General features: G+C 42.2%; 19 protein-coding genes. 3 read left to right on the top strand and 16 right to left on the bottom strand.

Going from position 1 to position 19,710, the window contains the following annotated elements; genetic code table 11:
* Window positions 1–13 precede the first annotated feature (13 nt).
* Window positions 14–535, top strand: coding sequence for a DUF1697 domain-containing protein (locus NML69_RS01825; protein WP_254725140.1), 522 nt, complete (start codon window positions 14–16; stop codon window positions 533–535).
* A 9-nt stretch (window positions 536–544) separates the two neighbouring features.
* Window positions 545–1,000, top strand: coding sequence for an 8-oxo-dGTP diphosphatase (locus NML69_RS01820; RefSeq protein WP_198459843.1), 456 nt, complete (start codon window positions 545–547; stop codon window positions 998–1,000).
* A 28-nt stretch (window positions 1,001–1,028) separates the two neighbouring features.
* On the opposite strand, the gene NML69_RS01815 is transcribed toward NML69_RS01820, so the two are convergent.
* Window positions 1,029–1,769 carry a MerR family transcriptional regulator gene (locus NML69_RS01815; RefSeq protein WP_198459844.1) on the bottom strand — a complete coding sequence of 247 codons (741 nt, stop codon included), beginning with the start codon at window positions 1,767–1,769 and terminating at the stop codon, window positions 1,029–1,031.
* Between the two features lie 253 nt (window positions 1,770–2,022).
* On the opposite strand from NML69_RS01815, the gene NML69_RS01810 reads away from it, so the two are divergent.
* On the top strand, window positions 2,023–3,363 hold the full coding sequence (locus NML69_RS01810) for a sodium-dependent transporter (RefSeq protein ID WP_254725139.1): 1,341 nt from the start codon (window positions 2,023–2,025) through the stop codon (window positions 3,361–3,363).
* Window positions 3,364–3,402: 39 nt separating this feature from the next.
* Here the strand turns inward: NML69_RS01810 and manA are convergent, their stop codons facing one another.
* The 15 genes from manA to typA all read right to left on the bottom strand — a co-directional run bounded on the left by manA (window position 3,403) and on the right by typA (window position 19,666).
* Entirely contained in the window at window positions 3,403–4,347 is a 945-nt protein-coding gene (gene manA, locus NML69_RS01805; protein WP_254725138.1) for a mannose-6-phosphate isomerase, class I, read from the bottom strand.
* 258 nt (window positions 4,348–4,605) lie between these two features.
* Window positions 4,606–4,866 (bottom strand): SemiSWEET family transporter, encoded by a 261-nt coding sequence (locus tag NML69_RS01800; protein WP_001291473.1) that lies wholly within the window; start codon window positions 4,864–4,866, stop codon window positions 4,606–4,608.
* 219 nt (window positions 4,867–5,085) lie between these two features.
* On the bottom strand, window positions 5,086–5,433 hold the full coding sequence (locus tag NML69_RS01795) for a VOC family protein (RefSeq protein WP_198459848.1): 348 nt from the start codon (window positions 5,431–5,433) through the stop codon (window positions 5,086–5,088).
* A gap of 154 nt (window positions 5,434–5,587) precedes the next feature.
* Window positions 5,588–7,363 carry a pyruvate oxidase gene (spxB, locus tag NML69_RS01790; RefSeq protein ID WP_125414056.1) on the bottom strand — a complete coding sequence of 592 codons (1,776 nt, stop codon included), beginning with the start codon at window positions 7,361–7,363 and terminating at the stop codon, window positions 5,588–5,590.
* A 212-nt stretch (window positions 7,364–7,575) separates the two neighbouring features.
* Window positions 7,576–9,798 (bottom strand): heavy metal translocating P-type ATPase, encoded by a 2,223-nt coding sequence (locus NML69_RS01785; RefSeq protein ID WP_254725137.1) that lies wholly within the window; start codon window positions 9,796–9,798, stop codon window positions 7,576–7,578.
* 9 nt (window positions 9,799–9,807) lie between these two features.
* Window positions 9,808–10,179 carry a cupredoxin domain-containing protein gene (locus NML69_RS01780; protein WP_254725136.1) on the bottom strand — a complete coding sequence of 124 codons (372 nt, stop codon included), beginning with the start codon at window positions 10,177–10,179 and terminating at the stop codon, window positions 9,808–9,810.
* Between the two features lie 10 nt (window positions 10,180–10,189).
* Window positions 10,190–10,585, bottom strand: a complete 396-nt coding sequence (locus tag NML69_RS01775; protein ID WP_254725135.1) for a CopY/TcrY family copper transport repressor — start codon at window positions 10,583–10,585, stop codon at window positions 10,190–10,192.
* Window positions 10,586–10,747: 162 nt separating this feature from the next.
* A complete protein-coding gene (lctO, locus tag NML69_RS01770; RefSeq protein ID WP_254725134.1) occupies window positions 10,748–11,884 on the bottom strand; it encodes an L-lactate oxidase in 1,137 nt (378 codons plus the stop codon).
* A gap of 349 nt (window positions 11,885–12,233) precedes the next feature.
* Window positions 12,234–12,866, bottom strand: coding sequence for an orotate phosphoribosyltransferase (gene pyrE, locus NML69_RS01765; RefSeq protein ID WP_254725133.1), 633 nt, complete (start codon window positions 12,864–12,866; stop codon window positions 12,234–12,236).
* Between the two features lie 39 nt (window positions 12,867–12,905).
* Window positions 12,906–13,601 (bottom strand): orotidine-5'-phosphate decarboxylase, encoded by a 696-nt coding sequence (pyrF, locus tag NML69_RS01760; RefSeq protein WP_254725132.1) that lies wholly within the window; start codon window positions 13,599–13,601, stop codon window positions 12,906–12,908.
* A gap of 245 nt (window positions 13,602–13,846) precedes the next feature.
* On the bottom strand, window positions 13,847–15,010 hold the full coding sequence (locus tag NML69_RS01755) for a cell division protein FtsQ/DivIB (protein WP_254725131.1): 1,164 nt from the start codon (window positions 15,008–15,010) through the stop codon (window positions 13,847–13,849).
* A 9-nt stretch (window positions 15,011–15,019) separates the two neighbouring features.
* A complete protein-coding gene (locus NML69_RS01750) occupies window positions 15,020–16,078 on the bottom strand; it encodes a UDP-N-acetylglucosamine--N-acetylmuramyl-(pentapeptide) pyrophosphoryl-undecaprenol N-acetylglucosamine transferase (RefSeq protein ID WP_254725130.1) in 1,059 nt (352 codons plus the stop codon).
* 1 nt (window position 16,079) lies between these two features.
* A complete protein-coding gene (murD, locus tag NML69_RS01745) occupies window positions 16,080–17,432 on the bottom strand; it encodes a UDP-N-acetylmuramoyl-L-alanine--D-glutamate ligase (protein ID WP_254725129.1) in 1,353 nt (450 codons plus the stop codon).
* 118 nt (window positions 17,433–17,550) lie between these two features.
* Window positions 17,551–17,805, bottom strand: coding sequence for a DUF3165 family protein (locus tag NML69_RS01740; protein WP_254725128.1), 255 nt, complete (start codon window positions 17,803–17,805; stop codon window positions 17,551–17,553).
* 19 nt (window positions 17,806–17,824) lie between these two features.
* On the bottom strand, window positions 17,825–19,666 hold the full coding sequence (typA, locus tag NML69_RS01735) for a translational GTPase TypA (RefSeq protein ID WP_254725127.1): 1,842 nt from the start codon (window positions 19,664–19,666) through the stop codon (window positions 17,825–17,827).
* Between the last annotated feature and the right edge of the window lie 44 nt (window positions 19,667–19,710).

Genomic DNA, 19,710 nt, shown 5'->3' with positions numbered 1-19,710 from the left:
GAAAGGAAGTCCTTTGGAACATATTATTTTACTAAGAGGTGTTACTCCTAATGGAAAGAATGCTATCCCGAAAATATCTTATTTGGTAGATATTCTGACAGAAGCTGGTTTTCAACACGTTCGAACCTATATTCAAAGTGGGAATATCATTCTTGAAAGTGACTTAGATTTAGAAGAAATACGAGAACGCGTTCATACTCTGATAAAGGAAAAAATTGGGGCCGACTTAAAAATGGTTATCAAGAATAAGAACGATTTTGAAAAGATTGTTCATGAGAATCCATTTAGAGAAGACTATCTTTACGATCGTATACATGTGATTTTTTATCAGGGATTTATCCAAAGTCTGCCACTAGAAAAATTGAAAGCTGACTACGGTGAAGAAGAAATTTGTGTAGGTGATCACTGTCTCTACCTCTATCTCCCTAGAACTGCAAAACAAAAAAAGCTCAATACCAACTATCTTGAAAAATTGTTTGGCCTGGATCTGACCATGCGAAAGTTAAACGTAGTGGAAAAGTTACTAACAAAATAGGAGAACAAGATGAACAGAAAAGAAACAGTCGAATTTGTCAATATGTGTATGATTAAAAACGGAGACCAAGTTCTGGTCCAAGATCGAGTTAATCCTGACTGGCCTGGCATTACTTTTCCTGGTGGTCATGTTGAACATGGCGAATCCTTTGTCGATGCTGTCATTCGTGAAGTGAAAGAAGAAACTGGTCTAACCATTTCCAAACCCCAACTCTGTGGTATCAAAAACTGGTACGATGACAAGGATTATCGTTATGTCGTCCTCTTTTACAAAACAGAACACTTTACTGGTGAACTCCAGTCTTCAGACGAAGGGAAGGTTTGGTGGGAAGAATTTGACAATCTATCTCATCTAAAACTTGCAACCGATGATATGTCTGATATGCTTCGTGTGTTTCTAGAAGAAGATCTCAGTGAATTCTTTTACTACAAAGACGGTGACGACTGGCTTTATGACTTGAAGTAAAAAATAGGCTAGGAAATTCCTAGCCTATTTATTCTGCATTTGTCTGAACGTAAGTTGCAATGACATCTGATGTGTACTGGGCTGTTCCAGAACCAAACTTATCAATGTTTTCCTTAAACTCTGGGTTGTAGACGTAGCCTTTACCGATATGACCGAATACCTCAATAGAGCAGTCAAATCCATAAGTACGAAGGGCTTGCAAGAGCTTAGCTGCTTGCTCTTGGTTTTCGGTTGCTTTTGCAGGTAAACCAGCTTGAAGATTTTGTGACAAGGCTCGAAAGACTTGATTGAAGGCAGCCGTAGCTTCGTCTTCGTGACCTTTTTGGCGCTCGAGCGCTTGGTCCATGACTTCTTGTCCATATTTCTCTACCGCCTCTTGGTGGTATTTTTGATGGTCTTGGTAGTTAAATCCAGCAAATTTCTCTTGAATGCTCATTTCTCTTTCTCCTTTTTGTTCTTGAATGGTTTTTTGTAAGGTTGAAATCAAGGTATCCAGATGTTGCCTTTCGCGAGTTAGATAGTCCAACTGCCTAGTCAAATGGGGCAATAAATCTGTCCTTTCTTCCTTTAACAGCTCTGCTATTTTCTCTAAAGAAAAGCCTAGGTATTTGTAGTAAAGAATGACCTGAAGGCGTTCCAAATCCTCTTGACTATAGGTTCGATAGCCGTTTTCCGACTTTAAGGGAACCAGAAGTCCTATCTTATCATAGTGGTACAGGGTCTTGACAGAGACACCTGAAAGCTGCGCAGCTTCTTTTATATGGTACATGATTTCCTCCTTACAAGAAATAGTATAACCCCTCCCCTTAGGTCAGAGTCAAGCGTTTTTGCGAAAAATTTTTAACTTTTTGAGAAAGGTGTGAAAACTTGAAAATGGTTTTCTTGACAGACCTTTGAAAACATGATAGGATAGTCAAGTCTATCAATCAAACAGAAGGCTCATGAAGAGCCATTGAGAGAAGGCTATTTGACAACTCAAGTAGCCTTTTCTTATTTTAAAAAAGGAGATCGGAGTTTCAACTATGTCAGAAAAATCGCAATGGGGCTCGAAACTAGGCTTTATCTTAGCATCTGCTGGTTCAGCCATCGGACTTGGTGCCGTTTGGAAGTTCCCCTACATGACTGCTGCTAATGGCGGTGGAGGCTTTTTACTGGTCTTTCTCATTTCCACTATTTTAATCGGTTTCCCGCTCCTGCTGGCTGAGTTTGCCCTTGGCCGTAGTGCTGGCGTTTCCGCTATCAAAACCTTTGGAAAACTGGGCAAGAATAACAAGTACAACTTTATCGGTTGGATTGGTGCCTTTGCCCTCTTTATCCTTCTCTCCTTTTACAGTGTCATTGGAGGATGGATTCTAGTCTATCTGGGTATTGAGTTTGGGAAATTGTTCCAACTTGGTGGAACGGGTGATTATGCTCAGTTATTTACTTCAATCATTTCAAATCCAGCCATTGCACTAGGAGCTCAAGCTGCCTTTATCTTATTGAATATCTTTATTGTATCACGTGGGGTTCAAAAAGGGATCGAAAGAGCTTCGAAAGTCATGATGCCCCTGCTCTTTATCATCTTTGTCGTGATCATTGGGCGCTCGCTCAGCTTACCAAATGCCATGGAAGGGGTTCTTTACTTCCTAAAACCAGACTTTTCAAAACTGACCAGTGCTGGTCTCCTCTATGCTCTGGGACAATCTTTCTTTGCCCTCTCACTAGGGGTGACAGCCATGCTGACCTATGCTTCTTACTTGGACAAGAAAACCAATCTGGTCCAGTCAGGGATTTCCATCGTAGCCATGAACATCTCGGTATCCATCATGGCAGGTCTAGCCATTTTCCCAGCCATGTCAGCCTTCAATATCCAGTCTGAAGGGGGACCAAGCCTGCTCTTTATCGTCTTGCCTCAACTCTTTGACAAGATGTCTTTTGGAACCATTTTCTACATCCTTTTCCTCTTGCTCTTCCTCTTTGCGATGGTCACTTCTTCTGTCGTTATGCTGGAAATCAATGTGGGCAATATCACCAACCAGGACAACAGCAAACGTGCTAAATGGAGTGCTATTTTGGGGATCTTGACCTTTATCTTTGGAATTCCTTCAGCCCTTTCTTACGGTGTTATGGCGGATGTTCACATTTTTGGGAAGACCTTCTTTGATGCTATGGACTTCTTGGTTTCCAACCTCCTCATGCCATTTGGGGCTCTCTGTCTGTCTCTTTTTACTGGCTATATCTTTAAAAAGGCCCTTGCCATGGAGGAACTGCATCTTGATGAAAGAGCATGGAAACAAGGACTTTTCCAAGTCTGGCTTTTCCTCCTTCGTTTCATCATTCCTATTATCATCATTGTGGTTTTTATCGCCCAATTTATGTAATCAAAAAGGACTTGAGTAGTAAACTCAGGCCCTTTCTTTTTATGGATGGCTAACAATCAATTCCAAACCTTGCCCTTCCAAGGTCCAAGTTTCAACATCACTTGGTAGGATAAAGTGGCTCCCTTTTTGGATTGGATAGTTTTTCCCATCAACTGTTAGCTGACCTTCCCCATCCAAGACACTCAACAAGCTGTAGTCAGCTGTCTTTTCAAAGTCAACTTTTCCAGTGATTTCCCACTTGTAAACTGCGAAGAAGTCATTAGACACCAGAAGAGTTGAACGCAAATCATCAGCTTTGATAGTTACAGGACGGCTATTGGCAGGCTCTCCAATGTTTAAAACATCGATAGATTTTTCAAGGTGAAGTTCACGCAAGTTACCCTTGTCATCCTTACGGTCAAAGTCATAGACACGGTAGGTGGTATCGCTAGACTGCTGGGTTTCAAGAATCAAGATACCTGCCCCAATAGCATGCATGGTCCCACTTGGTACATAGAAGAAATCACCAGCTTTAACTGGTACTTTTGTCAACAGGTCATCCCAGTTCTTATCTTCGATTTGCTGGCGGAGTTCTTCTTTTGACTTGGCATTATGACCGTAGATAATCTCTGATCCTTCATCTGCAGCGATGATGTACCAGCATTCTGTTTTTCCGAGTTCACCTTCGTGCTCTAGTCCATAAGCATCGTCTGGGTGCACTTGGACACTGAGCCAGTCGTTGGCATCGAGGATTTTTGTCAATAGTGGAAACACAGGTTCTGGACGGTTACCAAACAATTCACGGTGTTCCGCATACAAAGTAGCGAGGTCTGTTCCCTCAAAACGCCCATTAGCGACCTTAGAAACTCCATTTGGGTGAGCAGAGATAGCCCAGTATTCCCCGATTTTTTCACTTGGAATGTCGTAACCAAACTCATCACGTAGCTTGGTACCACCCCAGATTTTTTCTTGCATAACGGATTGTAAAAATAATGGTTCTGACATGTCGATCTCCTGTCTGATTTTTCTCCCCTCATTATAGCAAAAAAAAGAGTTCGAATTGAACTCTTTTCCACATCTTATAAAGTAGGGAGAAGATTTTGTAAAAATAGTAACGAAATAATCTTTTACTTGATGGAGGAACCTCTAAAGCAGCACTCAGAAAACTCGTTATCAACGGCTATTCTCCTCAGCTCTCATTAGACCTTCTTTACTTGAGAATCTATTTTTATGTACAAAAAAAGACTGAAACCAGACTTCTTTTTAAATCAATGCCGTGATAGCCGTTACTAGACCAAAAACGATACCTGGTGCATTAGCAGCCGCAAGTGGAATATCTCTTTCTTTCTTGAAAAGACCGTAGTATACCCAAAGACTACAGTTAATAGCTGCGACCAAGGGTTGGATGAAATTTCCTTTTTGACCAGCCAAGTTGTTCATGATTTGTGGGAAGTAAGAGACATACATCATAACGGACATAAAGGTCGCTACCCAACCCAAAATTTTCATTTGTTTTTCAGACATTTCCAAATCCTCTTTCATTTTTTATGAATCATATTTTATAATCTTTTTTCAAAATAATCAAGACTTTGAAGCTTTTGTTATGAAGATGTAAACTATCACAATCTTGTGATAAGAAAGAGAAAACAGAAAAAGACCGGATTGCTCCGATCTTTTCAATAGTTCATATTCTCAATTTCTGTTTTAAAAATAGCTAAGGTTAACGTCAAATGACTACGCGCCCTATTTCATACGATAAAAGTCAATCACTAGGCCAGCAGGGCCTTTAACTAGTAGCGATTCCGTTCCCCAATCAGTTACAGCCGGACCGTGTAAAATCTCGACACCAATTTCTTTCAACCGTTGATAGTTCTGGTCTAGATCCTCAACCTCAATGTGAAGAATGATTCCTGACTGAAAATTGTTCAAAGGAATCAAATGATTTTGGGACAACATAAGACAATGACTGCCAATCGTAAACTGAGCAAAAGCATCATCAGCATAATCAGCCTTTTTATCCAAAATACGCTCCAAGTCAGCACAGACTTGGGGAACATCTGAAACGATGATATCTAATTGATTTAAATTCATTTACTATCCTCCATAAAAAGACCGGATTGCTCCGATCTTTTCAAGTTCCGCTCTATGAAAATCAAAGAATAAACAAGGAATCGAACCGCAGGCAGTACTGGGGTACGGCAAGGTGAAGATGACACAGTTTACATTTGATTTTCGACGAGAGGAATTATTTAATTGCGCGTGATTGCAATCCTTCTTCTTCCAAGAAGAGGCGGAATGGTACGAGTTCTTCTGCTTCGTATTTTTCCTTGAAGGCTTTGATTGATTCTTCTGAGTGAAGTTTTGGATCGAGTTCAAGTACTTCTACTGGAAGTGGACGATGTTGAGAGATGCGAGCATCAATCACAACAGTTTTACCTTCTTTGTTGAGTTTCACAGCTTCTGCAACAACTGCATCGATGTCTTCGATACGGTCAACTGTAAATCCTACAGCACCTTGCGCTTCAGCGATTTTCGCATAGTCAGCATTAGGGAAGTCACAACCAAACAAGTGTTTGTTTGTGTCTTCATATTTGTCCTTGATGAAGGCATATTTACCATTTGAGAAGACAACGTTGATAACTGGAAGGTCGTATTGAACGTTTGTGATCACGTCTGGGTAGCACATGTTGAATGCACCGTCACCCATGATGTTCCATACTTGGCGATCTGGATTGTCTTTCTTAGCAGCGATACCACCAGGAAGGGCAATACCCATTGTCGCAAAGAGTGGAGATGTACGCCACATGTTCTTAGGTGTCATGTGAAGGTGACGAGTAGATGTTTGAGTAGTGTCACCTACGTCTATTGAGTAGATAGCGTCTTGATCAGCATGTTTGTTGATTGCATTGTAAACTTGGTACAATTGCAATTCACCCTCAGTTTTACCTTCGAGTTTGTTCATGTAATCACGCCAGTTTTGGTTGTTCTTAACGTTTGCACGCCACCATGGAGTAGATTCTACTGGGTTTACTTTGTCAAGGATAGCTTTCGCTGCTTGACCTGCGTCACCAAGGATTGAAGCGTCAAGGGCATGACGTTTACCAAGTTTGTAAGGGTCGATATCGACTTGGATGAATTTTTCAGTGTTCTTGAAGGCTTCGTAAACTTCAGCAAATGGGAAGTTTGAACCAAGGAAAAGAACTGTGTCTGCTTCAAAGACCACTTCGTTGGCTGGTTTCCAACCAACACGGTAAGCAGAACCTGTCAAACCTTCGTAGTTCCATTCGAAAGCTTCAAAGTTTTTACCAGTTGTGATGATTGGTGCTTTGATTTTACGTGACAATTCAGTAATCACTTCACCTGCTTTAACACCACCGTAACCAGCGTAGATAACTGGGCGTTCAGCATTGTTCAAGATTTCAACAGCTTTGTCGATTTCAACTTCGTTCAAGGCAGGAGCGATGAAGGAACGTTCGTATGAACCTGAACCGTAGTATGAGTTTTCGTCGATTTCTTGGAAACCGAAGTTTACTGGAATTTCAACAACAGCTGGACCTTTTTTAGAAACTGCAGCACGGCAAGCTTCGTCGATTACTTTTGGCAATTGCTCAGCGTAAGCGACACGTTTGTTGTAGACAGCGATACCGTTGTACATTGGGTTTTGGTTCAATTCTTGGAAGGCATCCATGTTGAGTTCGTTAACTGGACGTGATCCAAGGATAGCAAGGAATGGAGTGTTATCCATAGCTGCATCGTAAACACCGTTAATCAAGTGAGTCGCACCTGGACCACCTGAACCAACTGCAACCCCGATTGAGCCGCCGAATTTAGCTTGCATGACCGCTGCAAGAGCACCTGTTTCTTCGTGGCGAACTTGCAAGAAGCGGATATCTTTGTCTTCAGCCAAAGCATCCATGAGTGAGCTGAGTGTTCCTGATGGGATACCGTAGATAGTGTCTACGCCCCATGTTTTCAATACGTTGAGCATTGCTGCAGATGCAGTAATTTTTCCTTGAGTCATAATGATAACTCTCCTTCAAATATTTTTAAAACTTGATAAATCCGTTTTCATATACTAATTGGAAACGTTTCAGCAAATTTTTACTCTACTACTTTACCACATTTGTTTTTGGTCTCCTAAGAATGTGCTCAGAAGTTTTTATTCTCTATTACAGTACAGTTTGAAAACGTTTTATGTAACTGTTTTATAATAAAAAGCGAGCAAGCCCGCTTTTAGTCTATTTTACTAAAGTTTAGCATGAGTGAACTGGTTAAAACAGATACAGAACTAAAGGCCATGGCTAGACCAGCCAGTTCTGGATTGAGAACGAGACCAATTCCTGAAAAGACTCCTGCTGAAATCGGAATGCCGATGACATTGTAGATAAAGGCCCAGAAGAGGTTGAGCAAAATACGATTGAAGGTTTTCTTGCTCATATCAAAAGCACGAACAACTCCAGTCAAATCATTGTGAGTAAGAACAATCCCTGCTGACTCAATAGCAATATCAGTTCCTGCGCCCATGGCAATCCCGACATCTGCCACACTGAGGGCTGGCGCATCATTAATACCATCTCCGATAAAGGCTACTTTACCAGTCTGTTGTAGTTGATGGATTTCATGGGCCTTTTCTTCTGGCAAGACACCAGCAATGATCTCTTCGATACCAATCTGGTCTGCAATAGCTCGCGCCACTCCAGCATTATCTCCTGTCAACATCACTGTTCGGAGACCACGTTTTTTCAGCTGACTGATGGCGAGCTTGGCATTTTCTTTGGGAATATCTTGTAGGGCAAGTAAGCCTTTAATTTCATTGTCAACAGCCAAGTACACAACTGTCTTAGCTTCTTTTTCCAGTTCTTCTAGTTTTTCCTGATAAGCACTCGAAATATCCATTCCATCTAGCATTTTAGCATTTCCAAGTAAGACTTGCTCCCCATTGATTTGCCCTGAAACACCTTTTCCGTGTAGGGCTTGGAAATTTTCTACAGGTTGAAGCTCAAGTCCTGCCTCACTCGCCCGCTTGACAATAGCTTGAGCCAATGGGTGTTGAGAGGCTTCTTCTAAAGAGGCAGCTAAGCCGAGAACTTCTGTCTCGTCGCCAATGATATTAGTAACAACTGGTTTTCCTTCTGTCAAAGTTCCTGTCTTATCAAAGACAAGAGTTTGGACTTTCTGGATTTCCTGTAAGACGGTTCCATTTTTTAGGAGAACTCCCATCTTGGCACTCCGTCCTGTTCCCACCATGAGGGCCGTTGGTGTTGCAAGACCTAGTGCACAAGGGCAGGCGATAATCAACACTGCCACCCCATAAAGTAGAGAAGTCACAAAGCTAGCTCCAAGCAAGACAAACCAAATCCAAAAAGTCAGAATCGCTAAAATGACAACTACAGGGACAAAAATTCCTGAAATCTTATCCGTCAAATCCTGAATCGGTGCACGGCTGGTCTGGGCTTTCTTCACAAAGTCCACAATCTGTGCCAATACAGTCTCTGAACCAACCTTTTCTGCTTTAAAAATAAGAGTGCCGCTGTTATTGATAGTGGATCCAATCACAGTATCTCCAACTGTTTTGTCTACTGGCAGGCTCTCACCTGTCACCATGGATTCGTCAATACTGGACATACCTTCGACTACAACCCCATCAACCGCAATCTTTTCACCGGGACGCACTCGAATCAGATCACCTGCCTTGACTTGCTCCAAGGGAACTTGAACATAGCGATTATCACGCAAGACTTCTGCTGTTTTAGCTTGCAAATCCAGTAATTTCTCCACAGCTTGGGAAGTATTTTTTCGCATTTTTTCCTCAAAAACGGCTCCCAAAAGAACGAAGAAGAGGATAAATCCAGCACTTTCAAAGTAAACAGGGAGCCCAGCAAAGAGAGCAACTAGACTATAAAGATAGGCTACTAGAGTTCCCAGCGCTACCAAGGTATCCATGTTGGCATTGTGCTTTTTAAAGCTAGCCCAAGCGCTCTGGATATAAGGACCACCTGCCACTAGCATGATAGGGGTTGTGGCTAGAAAGGTTCCCCAATGCATGACTGGGTGACTGATAGTCCCTGTCAACATCCCAATCATGAGAAAAACAAGAGGCAGGGTAAAGATGCTAGTAATCCAAAAACGTTGCAAAAGCGACAAAGATTTTCGCGTCTTCTTAACGACTGTATAGCTTCCCTTTTGCATCTTCATTCCACAAGAAAATTCATGTTGGCCTAATTCTTGAGGTGTAAAACGAATTGTCTTCTCTTCATCCACACCAATTGGTTCTAGAATTCCTTCTTCTTCAAAAAGGATTTCCTTGTAACAGTTTGAAGGGGTGGTACGATGAAAGGTAATCTCCGCTGGAATCCCTTTTTGAAGTTGGATATGGGCTGGATGATAGCCTTTTTCAGCTGTGATACGGATTTTTTGAATACCATTTTCTAGGCTTGCTTTCACAATTTCAGTCATAGTCTCCTCCTACTCTACAATCATCTTGCCGTGCATCATGTTCATACCACATGCGAAGCCAAACTCCCCAGCCTGCTCAGGTGTGATTTCTACTACATATTCCTCTCCTATTGGCAAGTCCGCATGTACACCAAAATCTGGAAAAACAATTTGGTCCAAACATGGTGAAGGATCCTTGCGGTCAAAGACAATACGGGCTGGCACTGATTTCTTGAGAATAATCAACTCAGGCGTATAGCCCCCCATGACTTCCACTCGAATCTCTTGGTAGCCCTTTTTCTGCTGGGCCTTTTGTCCAGATTTTTCAGGCTTTTTGAAAAACCAAAACAAGATAAACGCGATAAGGGCAATACAAATAATGGTTACAATACTATTTAACATGATGTCTCCTTTACATACAATTACATTTTACTTCAACAACTGCGCTAGCTTTTTTCTCAGAAATCACAACTTCCAATCCTTCCAAGTCAGACTGAGTGAAATCACATTCGACAATCAAATCAGCCAACAAGTTCTTCATCCTACGAGAACAAACCTTGTCTTTGATATCTCGGACAAGCAAGTCTCGACTTTGATCCAGAGTTAAAAGGGCTGAATAGACAAAGGACTTGCCCACTTTTTTCCTAGTCAAACACTCTTTCTCAACCAGACGAGCCAAAAGGGTCTGAACCGTGGACTTGGACCAGTCAAACCGCTCCGCCAGAACCCTGATCAAATCCGTGCTGGTCTGCTCCCCCTGCATCCAAATAATCTTCATAACCTGCCATTCTGCATCTGAAATCTGCATCAGCATCCCTCCATAATCTACATTTGTCAATTATAACTCTAAGTATACTCTCAAAATCTACATTTGTCAACTATAAAAATTGATTTTTATATAACACTAGAAATGTTAAATATATTCTAAGACATCAAAAGCCTCCACATTTAGTGGAGGCCGTCTTCTTTATCAATACAATTTCAAATCACGAGGGTCAACTGGGAAGGTTGGGTTATATGGATTGTGACGGAGTTTGAAGTGTTTGACATCCTCAATAGTCTGAGTTCCAGATAACTGCATGACTGTCTTCAATTCTGCATTCAAGTGCTCAAAGACTTGACGCACACCAACACTACCACCAAGGGCCAAACCATAGATAACAGGGCGGCCAATAGCTACCAAGTCTGCTCCTGAAGCCAAGGCTTTAAAGACGTGCTGACCGCGACGAACACCAGAGTCAAAGACAATTGGCACACGTTTATCAACTGCTTCAGCCACTTCTTGAAGCGAGTCAAAGGATGCTGGTCCACCGTCGATTTGGCGGCCACCGTGGTTGGTTACCCAGATACCAGAGGCACCTGCGGCAAGTGAGCGTTCAACATCCTCACGGCATTGTGGCCCCTTGACATAAACAGGAAGACCTGAGTATGAAGCGATAAATTCGACATCGCGAGGAGACAAGCGTTGTTTAGCTGATTTGTAAACAAAGTCCATCGATTTACCAGCACCTTCTGGCAGGTATTCTTCAACAATCGGCATGCCAACGGGAAAGACAAAACCATTACGCTTGTCGACCTCACGATTGCCCCCTACAGTTGCATCTGCCGTCAAGACAATCGCTTTATAACCTTCAGCCTTCACACGGTCCATGATATGGCGGTTGATGCCATCATCTTTACTAAAGTAAAATTGGAACCAGTGAGGTGTCCCTTGAAGAGCTTCCGTAATTTCAGGAAGGTCGACAGTAGAGTATGAGCTGGTTGTATAAAGAGAACCAAACTCATGTACACCACGCGCAGTAGCCACTTCCCCCTGTTCATTTGCCAATTTATGAGCCGCAACAGGCGCCATAATAATTGGTGAAGATAATTTTTCACCTGCAAATTCAATCTCTGTACTTGGATTTTCAACATCACAAAGCGTATGAGGAACAATAAGTTTGTGGTTAAAGGCACGGATGTTCTCGCGTAGAGTGAAAGTATCCTCTGCTCCACTAGCGATATAACCAAAGGCAGCTTTAGGAATGACTTGTTGCGCCATTGGCTCCAAATCATAGGTGTTAATAAAATCTACAGGTCCTTCTGCATTGCTTGTTTTATATGACATAAAGTGTCCTCCTTATTAAGTAAGCGTTTACTTTTTCTTACATAAACTATCTTACCTCTTTTTCAGAATCCTTTCAAAAATTTTGTCTGGAAATTTCAAACTGATTATCTGAATATGCCCCAAAAAAGAGAGGGTTCTCATTCTATCATTATCCTATATTCTTCTTTCCCTTTAGGGAGCTTTGTTTTATTGCCCACATATAAAAAATCAGGTAATCCTAGTGACTACCTGATTTTCTATGTCTTATACTCTTCGAAAATCAAATTCAAACCATGTCAACGTCGCCTTGCCGTACTCAAGTACAGCCTGCGGCTAGTTTCCTAGTTTGCTCTTTGATTTTCATTGAGTATTAGGCATTTTGCCAATTTTCTTGGTCTTCTTTAAAGCGTTTTAGGAGGTCGAGTCCTTCTGGTGTGATGTAACCTTCTTCTTGGGCTAGGTGGATCAGTTCACTGTAGTTAGAAAGCGTCACAAGTTTGACACCAGCATCTGCAAAATTCTTATCTGCTTTCGGCAATTGATAGCTGAAAATCGCTACGACACCAAGAACATCGGCTCCTTCGCGTTTAGCAGCTGCTACGGCTTCAAGAACAGACCCACCAGTTGAGATGAGGTCTTCAACAACAACCATCTTTTGCCCCTGAGCTACACGACCTTCGATTTGGTTACCAGCTCCGTGGTCTTTTGGTTTGCTGCGGATGTAAGCAAAAGGCAAGCTCATCTTGTCAGCGATGATAGCTCCGTGAGGAATTCCTGCTGTCGCAGTTCCTGCAATCACTTCTACTTCTGGAAATTCTGCTTTAATAGCTTCCACAAAACCATTTTCAATCAAGCTACGAGTCTCTGGATAGGCTAACGTCACACGATTGTCAGTATAAATCGGTGACTTGATACCTGATGCCCAAGTGAAAGGTTCTTCTGGTTTGAGGTAAACGGCTTGGATTTTCAAGAGGTGGCTAGCGATATCTTTAGCAAGTGTCATAGTATTCTCCTTTTGTTTTTATAATCTATTTCTTTCATTTCAGCCTTGGTTCCATTCATCCTTGATAGCATGATAAGCTGCAACAGGATCCTCAGCTTGGGTAATGGGACGTCCCACTACGATATAGTCACTACCGATTTGATAGGCGTCCGCTGGCGTCATGACGCGTTTTTGGTCTCCAACCGCTGCTCCCGCTGGACGAATTCCTGGTGTCAGACAGATAAAATCTTTGCTTGTTGCTTCTTTGATAAGCTTGACTTCCTGAGCTGAGCAAACGACACCGTCCAAGCCCGCTTCAGCTGTCTTCTTGGCATAGTGAATGACCGATTCTTGAAGACTGGTTTGGATATTTTGAAAATCCTGCATCTGGGCTTCTGACGTTGATGTAAGCTGGGTCACAGCGATCAATTTTGCTTGTGTCCCAAGACCTTCACGCGCAGCCTTCATCATCTCCACACCACCAGCAGCATGAACATTGGTCATGTCAACACCAAGCTGAGATAAGACCTTCATAGCCGATTTAACTGTATTGGGAATGTCATGTAGCTTGAGGTCCAAAAAGACACTATGCCCCAATGACTTCAAATAACGGACAACTTCAGGACCTTCCGCATAATAAAGCTCCATCCCTACTTTTAGATAAAGACTTTCGTCTGCTGGGAAAAGAGATAAAAATTCCTTGACCGCCTCAAAACTAGGAAAATCAAGAGCAATAACTGGACGATGTTCACGCATACTTTTCTCCTTTTACCTTTACGAACAAGAGAGTATGGTCAAAAACAAACCACGAAAAAAGGAACCTGCCAACAGCAAGGTTCCACGAAAAATGGGTAGTCTCCACCCTTTCACCGTCTAACCTTAGCTGCCTCTCTGGACTGCTTTAAAGGTTTTTTTCTATTCTATTATTTATAGTAGGACTTGTCAAGCAAAAACTCGAAACTAGACTTCTATACCATTCAAAATCAAGAGGAAAAGTTAGTCTAACGACTCTGTGATTGCTGGCTCGTTTGGCTTTGATTTCCTTGTTCTTCTTGTTTTTTCTTTTCTTCTTCCTGGTTTTTCTTCTCAGCTTCCTTGGCCTCTTGCTTGGCTTTTTCCTCAGCTTCTTCTATCAGTTTATCTGCTATAGTATAGCTGTATACTCCAGCTTCCATATCGACTACACTTGGTTCAGACAATTGTGGCTTGATTTTGCTGTAATAAGGCAATTTCTTGCTCAATTCTGACAAGGGAACCAAAACCTCATCTGTATCCAGCATAGTAATTTTTAAAAGATCTGCTGTTGCCTTGCTCGGCGCTAATTCGATTTTCTGGATTTGACTCTTGATATCCTCACTGATGGTAGACAATCCTGTTATCAGCTCTTTCACCTGCTGCTCATCGTTAAAGGTAACTGTCAGATAAGTCTCAGGCAAGTTTAAGCGATCAACAGGAGTTGACTCTACTGTACCACTAGACAGAATAGGATAATGTTCTTCACCAGACACATAATAACCAACAATATCGAATTCCTTGACCTCAATCGTAAAGTTAGTCGGAAATTGATAGTTAATCTTCGCTGATTCTATCCAATGATTGGACTTGATTCGCTCAGCGTATGTTTCCTTATCCAACAATAGGGCTAAGGTATAGTCGCTATCTTGAATCCCAGAAGCCTGTTTGATGTCATCCGCCTGCGTGTTACTATTTCCCTTAACCTCGATATTTTTGATGATCGAAAGTGGAGTCAATAGATAGACTGAAAGAAGAAGGACCAGGACACTGGGTACCAAGATACTCACAGCTCGCCAAATATGAACAGGCGCAATTTTAGGCTTGGCTGGTTTCTCTGGTTTTTTGGATTTTTCTTTTTTCTTCTTCTCTTTTTCCTCTTTGACTTTAGGGGCATCCTTTTGAGATTTTTCTTCTTTTTCGGATGGTTCCTTGCTTGGACTTGAGGCTTCCTCATCTGACTCACTCGATGATTTCTGGGCTTCTTCTAGCAGTTTCGAGTTAGCTTCCTTACGAGCTTGTTTTTCCTTTTCCTTCTCTTCAGCTAGGGCAGCTTCTTCCTCAGCCTTCTTCTTCAGGTATTCCTGGTTTCGTTTCTGCCATTCAGACAATTCTTGCTTCTGGTTTGATTCTTTTTTCTTATCCTTTGACATTGATATTCCTTATGCTAGGTCTTTTCTTAGTAGATCGTAAAAATCTGCAAGAGATTTCAATTCAGTCGAAGCTTTCATGCTAGCTTGGTACTGATCCTTGTGACTAAGCAAGTGACTGAGTTTCTCCTCCAAGCTTTCCAAAGTCAAGTCACTTTCTTGAAGTTCTTCTGCATAGCCTTTCTTAACAAAATAGGCTGCATTTTCAATCTGATCTCCTCGACTTGCTTCACGACCCAATGGTACGATGAGATGGAGTTTCGCCATGGCCAAGAGCTCGAAAATCGTATTGGCACCGCCACGCGTCACCACCACATCTACCATCTCCATCAAGGGTTGATAGAGATCCGTCACATAGTCAACACGAAAGAGATTTTGACTCAACTCATTGAGGCTAGAATCTCCAGTGAGATTGATAATATTGTAGCGCTCTGTCAGTTCTTTCTTATGATCTGTCACCAATTGGTTAAATACACGAGCTCCTGCAGAACCACCGACAAATAATACCGTTGGCAATTTAGGATTAAAGTGGGTTTGAATATCCACCAATTCATCTGGTTCAGGAGTTTTTTGGTCTGAAACCTTGGTGACAGCCCCCACATGTTCAACCTTAGACAAACTTGAAGCTTGCTCAAAGGTTGAATACATCTTGGTCGCAAATTTATAGGCAATTTTATTGGCCAACCCCATGGACAGGTCCGATTCGTGAATAAAGACTGGCACTCCTGATACACGCGCTGCGATTACAGGCGGTACAGAGACAAAGCCCCCCTTTGAAAAAAGAGCCTGTGGACGCAGTCGTAACATGATAAAGAGGGATTGGACAATTCCCCAACCAACTTTAAACACATCCAGCATATTTTGCCAAGAGAAATAGCGACGCAACTTCCCAGTCGCAATGGAGTGGAAGGTCACATTCAAGCCTGACTTGAGGATTTCTTGGTGTTCAATTCCGTGTTTATCACCAATATAGTGAACTTCCCAGCCATCTTCGATGAACTTAGGCATTAACAAAAGGTTGAGGGTGACATGTCCAACCGTCCCCCCACCTGTAAAGACAATTTTTTTCATATTATTCCTTTAACTCCGCTACTGTGTCGATAAAGAGGTCGCCACGTACTTCAAAGTTAGCATACATATCCCAGCTAGCATTGGCAGGACTGAGGAGAACCACATCTCCTTGAGTCGCTAGTTCATAAGCCTTGCGGGTCGCATCAGCAATATCAGTCGCATCTACATAAGCCACACCAGCCTTATCCGCTGCCCGTTTGACACGTTCTGCAGATTGACCGAGGATAACCATCTTCTTGAGCCCAGTGATATCTGGCACCAATTCGTCAAACTCATTGCCGCGGTCCAAACCACCTGCGATTAAGATAACCTTACTATTGTCAAATCCTGACAAGGCTTTTTGAGTAGCCAAGATATTGGTTGACTTGCTATCGTTATAGAATTTAACACCCTGAATTTCATCCACAAACTGGAGACGGTGTTTGACACCACCAAAGGCTGATAGAGTTTCCTTGATGGTTTGATTGTCCACGCCACGGAGCTTAGCTACAGCAATGGTCGCAAGGGCATTTTCTACATTGTGGCTACCTGGAACACCGATTTCACTAGCTGCCATGACCACTTCCCCACGGAAGTAGAGTTGACCATCTTCCAGATAAGCTCCATCAACCTTTTCAAGTGTTGAAAATGGAACAACAGTAGCCTGTGTTTTAGTAGCCAATTCTTTTGCCAAATCTTGGTTAAAGTTCAAGACAAGGAAATCAGCTGCTGTCATCTTGTTCTGGATATTCCACTTAGCTGCCACATACTCCTCAAAAGAACCATGATAGTCGATATGAGTGGGCATGAGGTTGGTAATAACCGCAATCTCAGGATGGAATTCTTGGACACCCATCAGCTGGAAAGAAGAAAGTTCCATGACGAGCGTGTCTTTATCTGAAGCAGTTTGAGCCACTTGACTAGCAGGATAGCCGATGTTCCCTGACAAGAGACCACGTTGACCAGCAGCAGTCAAAACTTCCCCAATCATAGTCGTTGTGGTTGTTTTCCCATTTGAACCAGTAATACCGATAATCGGCGCTTCTGAAATCAAGTAAGCCAACTCCACCTCAGTCAAGACTGGAATTCCCTTTGCCAAAGCCTTTTCAATCATGGGATTGCTGTATGGAATACCTGGATTTTTCACCATAAGAGCGAAATCCTCATCCAACAATTCCAAAGGATGCCCACCAGTGACAACCTTGATTCCCTCTTCTAGCAAGCTTTGAGCAGCAGGATTTTCCTCAAAAGGCTTGCCGTCATTTACTGTTACAATAGCACCCAGCTTGTCTAGCAAACGGGCCGCAGACTCACCAGACTTAGCCAAACCTAAAACAAGTACTTTCTTATTTTTAAATTGATCGATTACTTTCATGTCTCAAACTCCATTTCTACTCCTACTATTTTACCATTTTTATGGAAATAATACTAAACGAAAATGCTCTAGTCCTCATTTCTACCATAGAAAAAGAGAGCCGTAGCTCTCTTTCTATTTATCTTCTTTTGCTATTTTTTACAGACATGACTGTAATGTCTCTCAAGCTAAAGTAAGCTAGGGCCAACATGGCGATTGTGACAAAGAATTCTGTCGGTAATTGGAAGATTTGCAAGATGGACAACATCAGCAAAATCAAGAGTGCAACAACTACAAAGACCAAGATAACGATGTTGACTGTTCCTTTGATACTTTGGGGTGTAGCAAATACATAGAGTAGTAATAAGAGTATCCCTATGATTAAATAGACCATCTTTATCTCTTTCTAGCTCTTATTCAGCTGATTTTTTCTTTTTGTTGGCTTTCTCGCGCTCTGCCTTGTTAAGGATTTGTTTACGCAAACGGATAGACTCAGGCGTTACTTCCATGTACTCATCGTCATTCAAGAACTCAAGAGACTCTTCAAGTGTCAAGATACGAGGTGTCTTGATAACCGCTGTTTGGTCCTTGGTTGCAGAACGTACGTTAGTCATCTGCTTAGCTTTAGTGATATTAACAGTCAAGTCGTTTTCACGAGAGTTTTCACCGATGATCATTCCTTCATAAACCTCAGTACCTGGGTTGACAAAGATGGTTCCACGTTCTTCGATAGACATGATTGAGTAAGTTGTAGCTTTACCAGCATCGATGGAAACAAGGGCACCACGGTGACGTCCACCAATTTCACCTGGAATCAATGGCAAGTATTGGTCAAAGGTATGGTTCATGATACCGTAACCACGAGTCATTGACAAGAACTCAGTTGAGTATCCAATCAAACCACGCGCTGGAACGAGGAAGACCAAACGAGTTTGACCATTACCAGTTGAGATCATATCCAACATTTCACCCTTACGTTCAGAAAGGCTTTGGATAACAGATCCTTGGTACTCTTCTGGAGTGTCGATTTGAACACGTTCAAATGGCTCACATTTCACACCATCAATTTCTTTTACGATAACTTCTGGACGAGATACTTGAAGTTCATAACCCTCACGACGCATGGTTTCGATAAGGATAGACAAGTGCAATTCTCCACGTCCTGAAACCGTCCATTTATCTGGTGAATCAGTTGGATCAACACGAAGGGAAACGTCTGTTTGCAATTCTGCTTGCAAGCGTTCTTCCACCTTACGAGAAGTCACCCATTTACCTTCTTTACCAGCAAATGGTGAGTTGTTGACCAAGAAAGTCATTTGAAGAGTTGGCTCATCGATGTGAAGGATTGGAAGAGGCTCAACTGCATCCGTCGGAGTGATGGTTTCACCGACAAAGATATCTTCCATACCTGATACGGCAATCAAGTCACCCGCTTTAGCTTCTTGGATTTCACGACGTTCCAAACCAAAGAAACCGAAGAGTTTTGTGACACGGAAGTTCTTCGTTGTACCATCTAGTTTAGAAAGGGTAACTTGGTCCCCAACCTTAACAGTACCACGGAAGACACGACCGATACCGATACGACCAACGAAGTCATTGTAGTCCAAAAGTGACACTTGGAACTGCAAAGGCTCATCTGAGTTATCTACTGGAGCTGGGATATGATCGATAATCGTGTCAAAGATTGGCGCCATTGTTTTTTCTTGATCAGCTGGATCATCTGACAATGAAGAAGTCCCATTGATAGCTGAAGCATACACCACTGGGAAATCAAGCTGGTCATCGTCTGCACCAAGCTCAATGAAGAGCTCCAAGACTTCATCCACTACTTCAGCTGGACGAGCTGATGGTTTGTCGATTTTGTTGACAACCACGATTGGGACAAGGTCTTGTTCCAAGGCTTTTTTCAATACGAAACGAGTCTGTGGCATGGTTCCTTCGTAGGCATCTACGACCAAGACAACACCGTCAACCATTTTCATAATACGCTCGACTTCTCCACCGAAGTCCGCGTGCCCTGGTGTGTCCATGATATTGATACGAGTTCCCTTGTAGGCAACGGCTGTATTTTTAGCAAGGATAGTAATTCCACGCTCTTTTTCGATATCGTTTGAGTCCATAGCGCGCTCTGCTAATTCAGTACGTGCATCAAGAGTTTCAGATTGTTTCAATAATTCGTCAACGAGGGTTGTTTTACCGTGGTCAACGTGGGCGATAATCGCAATGTTACGGATATCTTCTCTTAATTTTGTCATGATTTCCTCTAATATTTTAAATTTTTATTTCTAACTGAACAATT

This window comes from Streptococcus sp. CF8-6 (assembly GCF_024295845.1).
Taxonomy (GTDB): Bacteria; Bacillota; Bacilli; order Lactobacillales; family Streptococcaceae; genus Streptococcus; species Streptococcus oralis_BO.
Note: the sequence above shows the minus strand (reverse complement) of the source record. Positions and strands in the feature narration are given on the sequence as shown.